General features: G+C 61.6%; 12 protein-coding genes. 9 read left to right on the top strand and 3 right to left on the bottom strand.

Features of this window, described 5'->3' with window-relative positions; genetic code table 11:
* Nucleotides 1-25: 25 nt before the first annotated feature.
* The gene (locus ACJSDX_RS10990) at nucleotides 26-487 is read right to left on the bottom strand and encodes a GNAT family N-acetyltransferase (protein ID WP_407994708.1); all 462 of its coding nucleotides are present in this window, start codon (nucleotides 485-487) and stop codon (nucleotides 26-28) included.
* Nucleotides 480-1,118, bottom strand: coding sequence for a helix-turn-helix domain-containing protein (locus ACJSDX_RS10995; RefSeq protein ID WP_309564354.1), 639 nt, complete (start codon nucleotides 1,116-1,118; stop codon nucleotides 480-482). The genes ACJSDX_RS10990 and ACJSDX_RS10995 overlap by 8 nt, the downstream gene beginning before the upstream one ends.
* A gap of 44 nt (nucleotides 1,119-1,162) precedes the next feature.
* Here ACJSDX_RS10995 and ACJSDX_RS11000 point away from each other — a divergent pair, with 44 nt between their 5' ends.
* From ACJSDX_RS11000 to ACJSDX_RS11025, 6 genes are all read left to right on the top strand, one after another.
* A complete protein-coding gene (locus ACJSDX_RS11000) occupies nucleotides 1,163-1,300 on the top strand; it encodes a hypothetical protein (RefSeq protein ID WP_407994709.1) in 138 nt (45 codons plus the stop codon).
* A 1-nt stretch (nucleotide 1,301) separates the two neighbouring features.
* The gene (locus ACJSDX_RS11005) at nucleotides 1,302-2,039 is read left to right on the top strand and encodes a type 1 glutamine amidotransferase (RefSeq protein WP_407994710.1); all 738 of its coding nucleotides are present in this window, start codon (nucleotides 1,302-1,304) and stop codon (nucleotides 2,037-2,039) included.
* 261 nt (nucleotides 2,040-2,300) lie between these two features.
* Nucleotides 2,301-3,419, top strand: coding sequence for an aminomethyl transferase family protein (locus ACJSDX_RS11010; protein ID WP_407994711.1), 1,119 nt, complete (start codon nucleotides 2,301-2,303; stop codon nucleotides 3,417-3,419).
* A gap of 3 nt (nucleotides 3,420-3,422) precedes the next feature.
* Nucleotides 3,423-4,019: a dimethylamine monooxygenase subunit DmmA family protein gene (locus tag ACJSDX_RS11015; protein ID WP_407994712.1), complete on the top strand. Its 597-nt coding sequence runs from the start codon at nucleotides 3,423-3,425 to the stop codon at nucleotides 4,017-4,019.
* Nucleotides 4,016-4,969, top strand: a complete 954-nt coding sequence (locus ACJSDX_RS11020; protein ID WP_407994713.1) for a PDR/VanB family oxidoreductase — start codon at nucleotides 4,016-4,018, stop codon at nucleotides 4,967-4,969. The genes ACJSDX_RS11015 and ACJSDX_RS11020 overlap by 4 nt, the downstream gene beginning before the upstream one ends.
* Nucleotides 4,970-4,977: 8 nt before the next feature.
* Nucleotides 4,978-6,036 (top strand): heme-dependent oxidative N-demethylase family protein, encoded by a 1,059-nt coding sequence (locus ACJSDX_RS11025; protein ID WP_407994714.1) that lies wholly within the window; start codon nucleotides 4,978-4,980, stop codon nucleotides 6,034-6,036.
* Nucleotides 6,037-6,327: 291 nt separating this feature from the next.
* Here the strand turns inward: ACJSDX_RS11025 and ACJSDX_RS11030 are convergent, their stop codons facing one another.
* Nucleotides 6,328-7,704: a PAS domain-containing protein gene (locus tag ACJSDX_RS11030; protein ID WP_407994715.1), complete on the bottom strand. Its 1,377-nt coding sequence runs from the start codon at nucleotides 7,702-7,704 to the stop codon at nucleotides 6,328-6,330.
* A gap of 25 nt (nucleotides 7,705-7,729) precedes the next feature.
* Between ACJSDX_RS11030 and ACJSDX_RS11035 the strand changes: the two genes are divergently transcribed.
* The 3 genes from ACJSDX_RS11035 (at nucleotide 7,730) to ACJSDX_RS11045 (ending at nucleotide 12,153) form a co-directional block, all read left to right on the top strand.
* On the top strand, nucleotides 7,730-9,541 hold the full coding sequence (locus ACJSDX_RS11035; RefSeq protein WP_407994716.1) for a histidine kinase: 1,812 nt from the start codon (nucleotides 7,730-7,732) through the stop codon (nucleotides 9,539-9,541).
* 47 nt (nucleotides 9,542-9,588) lie between these two features.
* Nucleotides 9,589-10,227: a two-component system response regulator NarL gene (gene narL, locus ACJSDX_RS11040; RefSeq protein WP_407994717.1), complete on the top strand. Its 639-nt coding sequence runs from the start codon at nucleotides 9,589-9,591 to the stop codon at nucleotides 10,225-10,227.
* Nucleotides 10,228-10,440: 213 nt separating this feature from the next.
* Complete coding sequence (locus tag ACJSDX_RS11045) at nucleotides 10,441-12,153, top strand: APC family permease (protein ID WP_407994756.1); 1,713 nt, start codon at nucleotides 10,441-10,443, stop codon at nucleotides 12,151-12,153.
* The last annotated feature ends 18 nt before the right edge of the window (nucleotides 12,154-12,171 follow it).

The raw sequence follows: 12,171 nt of genomic DNA on the forward strand, positions 1-12,171 counted from the left end.
GGGCGGCGCTTGCCTGATCCAACTTCTATATGAAGATATTGCGTGCCTGCAATCGCGTGGCGTTCCAGCCCAGGTGGTCGTAATAGGCGATGGCGGGCTGGTTGTCCATGTCCACCAATAGCTGGGCGCGGGTTGCGCCCTGCATCTTGGCCCAGGCGAGGGCCTGGGTCAGCAGCTGCTTGCCCAGGCCGGTTGCCCGCCATTGCGCATCGATGACCATGTCCTCGATCCAGGCGGCAGGGCTGCCCTGTGCTGTGGAGACGACCAGTTGCGCGCTGACCATGCCGACCACCTGGCCGCCGACCAGTTGCGCCACCAGGATGGTGCCCCGGTCGGGCCGCTCCAGCAGCAGGCGCAATCCTGCGGTTTGCTTCGCCGGGTCGGGGGTGAAGTCCTGCTCTATGCTGAAGAGCTGCTGCAGCAGGCCGCACAACGCCGGGATGTCTGCAGGTTCGGCGGGGCGGACGAAGGCGGTTGGCTCACTCATGTTCGACCGGTTCTTCCGTGTCGTAATGGATGATGGCGAGAAAGCGGATCGGCAGCTTGGCATGGTATTCCGGGCGGTGGGGAATCTCGCCGCGGAAGGTGAGGGCGTCGCCCGGCTCCAGCATGTAGACTTCTTCGCCCACGCGATATCCCAGCTCGCCTTCCAGCATATAGAGGAACTCGGTGCCGCTGTGCTCGAAGGAGGGGAATTCCTCGCCCGGGTCTTCCAGGGTGATGAGGAACGGCTCGAACAGTTTCTTCGGGCCCTGGTCGTAGGCTAGCAGGTGGTAGGTATGCCCGTTGCGGGTGCCCCGGCGCACCACTTCCATGCCCTGGCCCTTTTTTACGAGCTGGGCGCCTCCAGTTGGCTGGTTATAGCCCTGGAACAGTCTCGAAATCGTCACGCCCAGGCTGTTGGCAAGCTGCTCCAGCGTGTCCAGGCTGGTGGAAACCAGGCCGTTCTCGATCTTGCTGAGCATGCCGCGGCTGATGTTGGCGCGTTCGGCCACTTCAGCAATGGTGAGCCCATGTTGCTGGCGGATATCCTTGATGACATTGCCCAGGTGCTTGCCCAGCGGTTTGCTTTCATTGTCGGTATTTGCCGGCAGCGCTTTTTTCACATGTTCCGCCATTTCTCGTCTTCTTTCTCACTTCTTAATTACTGGAAAACAGCTTGATGGCTGCTCGCCTGATTCTTGCTTTTCTTAGCACTGTATGGCAGGAAAAGTTTCTTGAAATTAAAAAAAGTTTATTAATAATATTCCATGGCACCACATACGGCAAGGCGGCCAACCCAACACAACAGGAACCATGACATGAAACCCGTGATGATCGTGCAGTTTAGCGCTTCCGAAGGGCCGGGGCACCTTGGGGATTATCTCGTAAACGAGCATATTCCGTTCCAGGTATTGAGGATAGACCGGGGCGAGGCATTGCCGGCAGATATCCATGCATATAGCGGTCTTGCCATGATGGGCGGGCCCATGAGCGTCAATGACGATTTGCCCTGGATACCGCCCTTGTTGGCCCTGATCAGGGAGGCGGTGGCGCGGCGCATCCCTGTGATCGGGCATTGCCTGGGAGGCCAGATGCTCGCCAAGGCGATGGGCGGGGAAGTGACGGATAGCCGTTTTACCGAGATCGGCTGGGTGCGTGCCTGGCCCGAGGCTGTGCCGCAAGCGGCGGAGTGGCTGGGCGGCCATGCCGCGCTGGACTTGTTCCAGTGGCATTACCAGACATTCTCCATCCCGCCGGGCGCGGTGCGTATCCTGCGCAGCGAGCACTGCGCCAACCAGGCCTATGTGCTCGATGACTTGCATATCGGCTTCCAGTGCCATATCGAGATGAAGGCGGAGATGGTGCGCGAGTGGTGCGGGATATCGCCGGAAGAGCTCAAGGGAGGGAGTGATGCCGACCCGGCACAGCCCATGATCCAGTCTGCCGCCGAGATAATGCATGACCTCGACGCGAGGATCGCCACGCTCAACCAATGGGCGGGGCATGTATATGCGCGCTGGGCTAAGAGCCTGTTCAACCCGCAGGGCATGACTTGAAAACGCGCCCGTTCTGCGTTGCAGTCCTTGGCAAGGCAATGAGCATTACCTGCGGACTGCGTCTTGATCGGACGCGTTTTCAAGTCATGCGTATCTATAAAAAGACTTTGAACAGGTTCTGAGAACCTGAACGGGATTGAGGCGGCGGTAAAGCCGAGGCGGGCATAGATACCACCTTTGAAGTACATCTTCGAGAGAATTTTCCGCGACTGGCGTTTTGACTATTGTTGACCTTGAAATGACCACTTCTAAGGATAAAGCATGTCAAGGAATTCGATTCTCAACGAACGCCATCGCGCCCTCGGCTCCAAACTGGACGGCGAGACCTGGAACGATATGCCCATTCCCTGGAGCTATGACGCCGATGTCCACGACGAAGTCGTCGCGGTACGTTCTAGGGCCGGGCTCTATGATGTATCGGCGCTGAATATCGTCAATGTCGCCGGCCCGGATGCCGAAAAGGCGGTGGACCGGCTGGTGGCGCGGGATATTACCAGGCTCAAGCCCGGCCATTCACTGCTGGCGGCGGAGGTGAACGAAGCGGGGGCGATTTGCGACGACATCATGGTGATCCGCGATTCCGCCACCGCATTCCGCTTATCCCACGGCAGCGGCGCGACCAAGCAACAGCTGGCGAAGATCGCGCAAGGCCTCGACGTCCAGGTCGAGCCAGACCTCGGCGCGCATATCCTCTCGCTGCAAGGCCCCAAGTCGCTGGCGGTGCTGAGCCCCTTGCTGGCGTTCGACCTCAAGGAGCTGGCCTATTTCCAGCACAAGCCGGCCAAGCTGTTCGGCAAGGATGTCTATATCGCCCGCGGCGGATACTCCGGCGAGCTCGGCTATGAAATCTACTGCCGCGCGGAAGATGCGGTGCTGCTGTGGGACGAATTGCTGAAAGCCGGTGAGCCGTTCGGCGTGATTCCCGCCTCATGGAATTCTCTGGAGCTCACGCGCATAGAGGCGGCGTTGTTGTTCTTCCCGTTCGAGATGATAGAAGGCGATACCACGCCATGGGAGGTCAACATGGCATGGGGCGTCGATCTCGACAAGCCGGGCGACTATATCGGCAAGGCCGCCGTGCTGGCGTCGAAAGGCAAAGAGCGCGTGCGCCAGATAGGGCTGGTCTGCCAGGCGGCGGTTGCCGTGGAAGCCGGCGCACCTATTCATATCGGCGGCAAGCAGGTGGGCGTGGTCACCAGCGCTTCCTATAGCCGCTATCTCATGCAGTCGCTCGCGCTGGCGCATATTGCGCCGGAGTTTGCCGCCAACGGCACCGAGGTCGAGATCCAGGGCAAGGCGACCAGTTGCAAGGCCTATGTCGCCCCGATCCCGTTCTACGACCCGCTACGCTTGCGCACCCATCCACGCAGCGAGGGCTGAGCCATGGAACGCGGATACTGGATCAGGAGCAAGCCGGTATATGCCAGCCTGGCCTGGCAGCACCAGGCGCAGGCTCACGTGGTGCTGGCGCAGGGCGAGGCCGGGCGTGCCCTGCTGCGCCTTTACCAGCAACGCCTGCCCGAGCAGCCTGTCGTCATCCTGTACCTGGCCGGCCAAGAGGCGGATTACACCGCCGCGCTGAAATCCGTGGCAGGCGACAGCGTGCAGGTGTTCGCCAGCCAGGAGGCGTTATGGGCTGCGTTCGACGCCTTGCTCTCCACTGCGTACATGGGTACGCGGCTGTATGCAGCCGGCGATGAAGGTTTCCTCTGGCAGGTCTCGACGCTGGCCGCCAAGCATGGCGTGCTCAATGCCGACATCATGCGCGAGCAGCATATTTCGCTGGCGCGCCCGGTGTACTGCGTGCATTGCAAGACGGTCACGCCGCATGTCACAACCAATATCGCGGTATGCAGAGGCTGCCGGCGTCACTTGTTCGTGCGCGATCATTTCTCGCGCCGGCTCGGCGCCTATATGGGGCTGATGGTCGATGCCGAAGCGCCCGGCGAGATACCCGTGGCCGAGGAGATTTACCCATGAGCAGCTTGAAAGTGATCGTCTCCAATATTGCCGAGGCGGCGGAAGGCATACGGCGTTTCACGCTCGAGGCCGCCGATGGCGGCGAGTTGCCCGGGTTTTCCGGCGGCAGCCATGTGGTGGTGTCCATGCCGGCAGGGCCGCGTACCTACCGCAACGCCTATTCGCTGCTGAGCCCGCCTTCGGACCGCCGCAATTACCAGATTGCCGTGCGCCTGCAGGAAAACTCGCGCGGCGGTTCGCGCTTCATGCATGAGCAGGTCGAGGTAGGCACAGCGCTGGAAATCTCCTGGCCGGTCAACTTGTTCGCCATTTCGCGCGTCGGCCGCAAGCATATCCTGGTGGCGGGCGGCATCGGCATCACGCCGTTCATGTCGCAGGTGCATGACTTGCTGCGCAGCGGGGCGGATTTCGAGCTGCATTACGCCTTCCGCTCCCAGCGCCACGCCGGGTTTGTCGGCGAGCTGCAAGGCTTGCTGGGCGGCAGGCTGGTTTGCTACGACCAGAGCCAGGGGCAGATGCTCGATACTGCCATATTGCTTGCCCGCCAGCCTTTGGGGACGCATGTGTATGTCTGCGGCCCCGGCGGCATGGTCGAGGCCGTGCGGAATACCGCCAGCAGGCTGGGATGGCCCGAGGCGCATGTCCACCATGAGGAGTTCCTTGCCCCGCCCGTGGGCGAGCCGTTCGCCATCCGCCTCAGGCAGTCGGCGCGGGTGGTGGAAGTGGGTGCCGAGGAAAGCATGCTGGAGGCCATGGAGGCCGCTGGCGTCGATGTGCCCTACCTGTGCCGAGGCGGCGCATGCGGCCGCTGCGAGCTCGAAGTGCTGGCGACGGACGGCGTGATTGAGCATCACGACCATTACCTGTCCGAAGACGAAAGGCGCTCGGGCGGCAAGATCATGCCTTGCGTTTCCCGCGCCAAATGCTCGTTTATTGAACTCAACCTCTGAGGTGCACCATGAACAACCTTGCCTACAAACTCGACGCGGAAACCTTCCGTGGCGCCTACACTTTCCACAACTCTCCCGCGGCGATCCGGCGTTTTCCTTTCCCGTTCGACCAGGACCACTACATGTACTCGGTCAACATCGAGCCGCACAAGCCCGGCGCGTCAGGCTCCGTCTATGAGCATCCGTTCGATATCGACGAGCACTATGCCGACGAGTGCGTGGACAAATGGGCGACCCTGGACCAGGACCGTGGGCGCTATGCGGCATTGCCGCACATGATGGACGCGCAATGGGATTTCCTGGAACTCACCATGGAAAGCCTGGCGCGCGATTATCCGGCGCAATTCAAGCTAAGCAAGCATGGCGAGCATGGCGAGCGCTGGACCTGGAATAACCTGGTATTGGGCATAGAGGATAGCTTCGTGTTCGGCGACGCCTCCACGTTGCCGATGGAGCCTTTCGAGTACATGGGCCGGCAAGTGCAGGGGGATTTCGTGCTGCTTGACCAGCGCGAAGGAACATTGTTCGCCGATGCGGGCTTCATCACCAGCCAGGCGGACTGGTCGCTCGCGTTCGACGTTGGCATGTCTTGGCACGAATGGCACGGCCCTGTGCCGCAGGTGGAGAAAATGGGCATCATGGACCGCGCGTTGAAGTTCCTCATGAGCCTGCAGCAGGGCAGCCCGGTGCGCCGCCTGAACTGGACCATGACCATCAACCCGCGCCTGGATACCTCGCCGGAGCATTACCCGGAGTGGGGTCCTGACCGGCTGAAAGTGGATGCGGGCAATGCGGGCGAGAAAGCGCACCTGCGGGTGGAGCTGCAAAGCCTGTTCCGCTTGCCGCGCAGCAACGCCATCCTGTTCAGCATCCGCTGCTACCTCATGAGCCTGGAGGAGATGGCGACCTACCCACGCTGGGTGAAGCGTTTCCATCGCGTGATCCGCGACCTGCACCCCGACCTGCTGGAATACAAAGGCATCAAGGCGTATCACGAGTCCGTGCTGGCGTGGCTGTCGCAACGCGATGATGGCGAGGCGTTGCCGCCCGGCACACAGCCGGAATGATATGGTTGTGTTTTAAAACGTAGTGAATGTGCCGTCTTGCCTTAGAGCCTGTTCAATGTCTTTTCATCAGGCACGTTGCCCCGGCAGCGAAGCCGCTGCCGGGGCAACCCGAAGGGCACGGCTCCAAAACGCGCCCGCTCTGCGTTGCAGTCCTTGGCAAGGCATCAGCATTACCTGCGGACTGCGCCTTGACCGGACACGTTTTGGACCCATGCGTGTCCGATGAAAAGACATTGAACAGGCTCTTACTTCTTCGGCAAGGCAACAATGCCAGGAGAATTTTGGCCGCGCTCAGTGACCGAGCTGGCGCTGCAGTTGCATGAAGGCCGGGGTCGCCTCGGCATTCTCTCCGCCCAGGGTGGCGATAAAGCCTTCCACGGCGAGCAGTTCGCCGGTGCTGGCGTAGATGCCGTTGCCCTGCTCCCAGACCCATTGATAGGAGCCGTTGCGTGAATACAGGCGGTAGATCGCCTGCAACGCCTGCCGCTGCGTGAGCTGTTCGCGGGCGGTTTCCCACACCTGGTAGTCGCCTGGGTGCAGCAGTTTCCTAAAGCTGAGGGCAGGGCTGGCGATCAGCTCATGCGCGCCGTAGCCGGTGAGGTTGAGGCTGCCGTCGCTGACGAACTCGAAATTGAGGCCGTGGTCGGCCTTGCGCCGGTAGATCATGCACGGCACGTTGTTGATCAGGCTGCTGAGGGAGTGGCGGTTGCTCCTGAGGCCGGCTTCCACCTGGCGCGCCTCGGTGATGTCGGTGAGGGTGCCGAGCACGCTGGCGCCCTCGTTTTCCGCCATGGCGGAGCTGCGGGCGCGGATTTCCACCCAGCACGGCTCGCCGTTGCGCTTGATCAGTCGGATCTGCTCGTTGCAGCGCAGGCGCTTGCCGCGGGCGATGGAGTCCAGGCGCGCAATTGCGAGCGGCTTGTCCTCGGGGTGGATGAAGTCGATCAGCGGCTTGCCCAGGGATTCTTCGATCGAGTACTCGAGCAGGGCTTCCCAACTGGGGTTGAGGAAACTTAGCCTGTTGCCGCGTTGCAGCTCGAACACCACTTCCTCCAGGCGGTTGATGAGGAGGTGGTAGTTGAATTGTTCGTTGAAGCGCACGCCGGTGGCCGGTCCGCTGGAAATCGGGGAGAATTGCAGCAGCAGGCGCTGGTGGGTGGCGCCGTGCCCCATGGGGGAGAGGGAAAGCTTGCTCGGTAGCACGGTGCCGTCCAAACAAAGCAGGCGCAAAGTGCTATCCTCCCTGGCGGGGGTGTCGATATTGGCAAGCAATGCAGCCAGCAGCTGGTGGTCTCCCGGGTGGATGACGTTAGTGAGCGGCATGCCGACGATCTGGTCCGACATGCCGGCCATGCCCAGCTCGTTGAGGAAGGCCTGGTTGGCGAATACCACCGTATGGTTTTCCACCACCGCTGCGGGCGACGAAAGGCGCGAGGAGACTTCGTGCTCCCAGTTCGGGCTGCGCATACGGGCCTGCATACGCCCTATGTTCTGGCGCGCCAGCACGGGGGCCAGCGCCGCCATCAGCAGCAGCGTCAGCAATATGCTGCTGACGATGAGGAGGCCGGTGAGGTGGGTGGCGAATGGTGCGCTGGCGGTCCACCAGCTGTTGAACACCAGCAGGAAGATAATGCTCAGTATCAGTGTGCTGAAAAGATATAGGCTCATGGCAGTGGCTAAAGGCTAGAACAATTTGCAATCCGGGACCATCAAGACAAGGCTGGGCAAGTCGCTCGGCATCCTGCGCGAGCGCTTGCTGCGTCATGCACTGTACCTGCGCCTCGTCATGCTGCTGTCCTGCGCGGCGATACTGGCCGTCATGATGCAGGCAGGCTCGCTGTTCCTCCTAGATTACATACCCGCCAGCCAATCCGCAATCCAGCAGTTGGCGCAACGCAAGCTCGAATGGAGCCAGCTTCCCGGCAATGCCGGAGTGCGGCAGCCCCCTCCTGCCTGGAGCGCGGCGACGTTGACCGGCGGCGATACCGCCCGCCAATGGTATGCCGAGCGCCAGTCCCGAAAGTTGGCCGCGCTGATTGCCCGGCTGCAGCAGGACGAAGCCGCTTACCTTGCGGACGGACGGGACGCCTCAAGAACGATGCAGTCGATACTGGCAGGCCATGATGCCATGCTCGATGCATTGCGCCGTGACGTCGACGAAAAGCAGACGGTGCTGGTGATGCTGCAGTTCATGGGCCTGTTGCTGCTGTTGTGCAGCCTGGTCGCGGTAGCCTTGATGGTCAAGCAGATATTGATCGACCGGGTCGCGGCCTTGGTCGCCATGCTGCCGGGCGAGCAGCTGCCCGCACAGGACCGGCGGGACATGGACGAACTTTCCCAGCTGGAAGGCGTGGTGCAGGCGTTCTCTGCGCAGATGCAGGGCTTCAAGTCCGAAACCGAATGGTTCAACCGCACGCGGAGCGAACTGCTGCGCCGGCTGCTGCGTGCGCGTACCTTCCTGCACGGCCTGGTGCTGTCGCTGAACGACAATGTGCTGAACGAGTCCGTGCTCAAGACCATGATTTACTCGATGGAAAGCAGCCTGGACCTGCGCAACGTATCGTTGCGCTTCGTGCTGGACGGCGCGGAGAGCCGGGGGGAGCGCCTGCTGTTTTCGCAATACGCCCCGGAAGCCTTGCCGGAAGAGGTATTGCGCGACCTGGCGACGCGGCGCTCGGCCAAGTTCATGCTGGCGAACGAATGCATTGCCGCGACATTCGCCTGCCCGGGCGACAATTTCGGCATGCTGATCCTGGAAGCCAAGCCGGGCCAGGAGTTGTACGAGTCCGATATTTCGCTGGCGGAAATCACGGCGCAACTGCTTTCATTGGTGTTGGGCGCGCAAAGCCGGGAGGAGCAGGCCCGGCGGCTGGCCCTGTTCGAGGAGCGGGCCGCGATTGCGCGCGAACTGCATGATTCCCTGGCGCAGTCGCTTTCCTACATGAAGATCCAGATCGCGCGGCTGCAAACGCAGACAACCGGCGAGCCGGGGGAAAGCAGCGAGATCACTAACGAGATTGCGGGCGAATTGCGCGAAGGCCTGGATACCGCCTACCGCGAATTGCGCGAGCTGCTTTCCACTTTCCGCATGCATATGGATGTGCGCGGGCTGGGATTCGCCATCCAGGCGGCGATTGACGAGTTTTCCAACCGCTCGGCGGTGTCGATCACGCTGGATAACCGCCTGGTCAACTGCCGTTTGACCGTGAACGAGGAATTCCACATCCTGCACGTGATACGCGAGGCGCTTTCCAACATCATCCGCCATGCGGGCGCGCATAACGTCGTGGTGGCGCTGGCATACACCCCGGGCAGTACCGTCGTGGTGACTATCGATGACGACGGCATGGGCATGCCGGCCAATGCAACGGACGAGCCAGGCCATTACGGGCAGAGCATCATGCGCGACCGGGCATACAGCCTGGGCGGGGACATCACGGTCAGCGCGCGGCGCCAGGGCGGCACGCGCGTCAGGCTGATTTTTACGCCCAAGCTCAACCAGTAATCCAAGTGAAGTTATTTCAACCTATTGCACGAAAGTAAGTGGACACTATGCTCAAGGTATTCCTGATAGATGACCATGCCCTGTTCCGTAAGGGCGTGAGCCAGATGATAGGCGCCGACCCGCTGTTCGAGGTGGTCGGCGAGGCCTCGTCGGGGCTGGAGGGCTTGGAGCAGGCGCCTGCGCTTGCGCCGGATATCGTGCTGATCGACCTCAACATGAAAGGGGTGGACGGGCTGGAGACCTTGCGCAGGTTCAAGGCCGGCGGCCTCCGGGCACGTTTTGTCGTGCTGACCGTGTCCGATGCCGAGGACGATCTGTTGGAGGCCCTGCGCTCTGGTGCGGACGGCTACCTGCTCAAGGATATGGAGCCGGAGCAGCTTTGCGCCAGCCTGAAGAAAATTGCGGACGGCGTGACCGTGATCCAGGACCGCTTGACCGAGGTGCTCAGGCAAGCGTTGCAGGAGCTAGGCAACAAGCCGGTGCCTGCAACGCCAGACCAGGTTTCCCTGACCGAGCGCGAGCAGGAAATCCTGCAATGCCTTGCCGACGGCCTGAGCAACAAGGCGATTGCGCGCAAGCTCGGCATTTCCGATACCACGGTGAAGGTGCATGTGAAACACCTGTTGAGCAAGCTGCGCTTGACCAGCCGCCTCGAAGCCGCTGTCTGGGCGCACCGCCAGAAGTAATCCCTTCAATCCGATACCTTGTTGCTCCTCCTTGCCGCGCAACTGCATTGTCTGCGTCGTCGCCCTGGTCCCGGATTGAACTAGAAAGGAAGTAAGTGGTAACTTTATTCTGGGTCCCTATACCTCCTAAGGAGTAATCCGTAGTGGGAATTGTGGCAGCCAGCCCATCCGTTATCCAATGCAATCCTGGAGAAGATGCATTCCCGCATCTTGATGTTCATTTCAGGAGACTGCAAATTGAGTGCTACCCCATCCCTAGATGTCACGGCGGCGACCATCGGTCAGCCGCCCAGGTCCGGCAGCCTGCACCGCAAGATAGGCTGGCAAGGCGCGTTCTGGGTTGCCAGCGGCGTGCCGGCATTGGTGCTGTTTTCGATTGGCGCGATTGCCTCGACCGTGGGCAAGCCCGCCTGGCTGGCATGGATGCTGTCGATCACTTTCGGCTTCATCCAGGCGTTCACCTATGCCGAGATCGCGGGCATGTTCCCGCACAAGTCTGGCGGCGCCTCTGTATACGGCGCCATCGCCTGGGTGCGCTACAGCAAGTTCATCGCGCCGATCTCGGTCTGGTGCAACTGGCTGGCGTGGACGCCGGTGCTGGCGATAGGCTCCGGCCTGGCGGCGGGCTATATCCTGCTCGCGATGTTCCCGGCGGACGCGGTGATCAATACCTGGCAGATCACCTTGATGGACCTCGGCTTCATCAAGTCCGGCCTCAGCCTGCGCATCGACGCCACCTTCATTCTCGGCGCGGCGGTGCTGCTCGGGGTGTTCGGCATCCAGCACGGCGGCATCCTGCGCTCTTCGCGCGTGACCATGATCCTGGGCCTGGCGGCCTTGATCCCGCTCATGCTGATCGGCATCGTGCCCATCCTCACCGGCGACATTTCCGCCGCCAATTTCCTGCCAGTCGCCCCGTTGGCTTACGACGAGGCCGGCAACGTGGTGAACGGCGCCTGGGATATCGAGGGCTGGAAGCTCATGGCGGGCGGCATGTTCATCGCGGCCTGGTCCACCTATGCTTTCGAAACTTCCGTCTGCTATACGCGCGAGTTCCGCAACCCCAAGACCGACACTTTCAAGGCGATTTTCTACTCGGGCTTGCTCTGCCTCGCCGTCTTCACCCTGGTGCCTATCGCGTTCCAGGCTGACCTTGGCCTCGGCCACCTGGTGACGCCCGCCGTGCTGGATGCCGCAGGCAATGAAATCAGCCCCGCGGTCTACGACGGCATGCTGGCCCCCGACATTTACAGCGGCATGGGCGTCGCTAGCGCGCTGGCGTCCATGCTGGGCGGCAGCCAGCAGCTGGGCAATATCATCGTCATCATGCTGGTGCTGGCCCTGCTGCTCTCCATCATGACCTCCATGGCGGGCTCTTCCCGTACCTTGTACCAGGGCGCGGTGGATGGCTGGCTGCCCAAATACCTTTCCCATGCCAACGAGCATGGTGCGCCGACGCGCGCCATGTGGACCGACCTCTGCTTCAACCTGGTGTTGCTGCTGATGTCCGATTACGTGTTCGTGCTGGCGGTGTCGAACGTCTGCTACATCATGTTCAACTTCCTCAATCTCAACGCAGGCTGGATCCATCGCCTGGACCGGCCGAAATGGGAGCGCCCCTACAAGGCGCCGTTGATCCTGATCGTCCTGGGCACCATCTTGAGCTTTGTCAATGTCGCCCTGATGGGCTTGGGCGCCAATATCTGGGGCGAGGGCACCTTGTGGTCCGGCGTGGTATGCGCTGCGCTGATCGTGCCGGTGTTCCTCTACCGCCACTACGTGCAGGACAAGGGCGTGTTCCCCAGGGCCATGCTCGAGGACATGCACATGGGCGACGAGGCGGGCGTGAAGAAACGCGCGGGCGTCATGCCGTTCGTCGCCATCGGCGTGGCAGTGCTGATCGTGATCTACATGCAGCAGCTATAAGTTTCAGCTACCCAAGGA

It is taken from the genome of Methylobacillus draconifructus (assembly GCF_045984355.1).
Lineage (GTDB): Bacteria > Pseudomonadota > Gammaproteobacteria > Burkholderiales > Methylophilaceae > Methylobacillus > Methylobacillus flagellatus_A.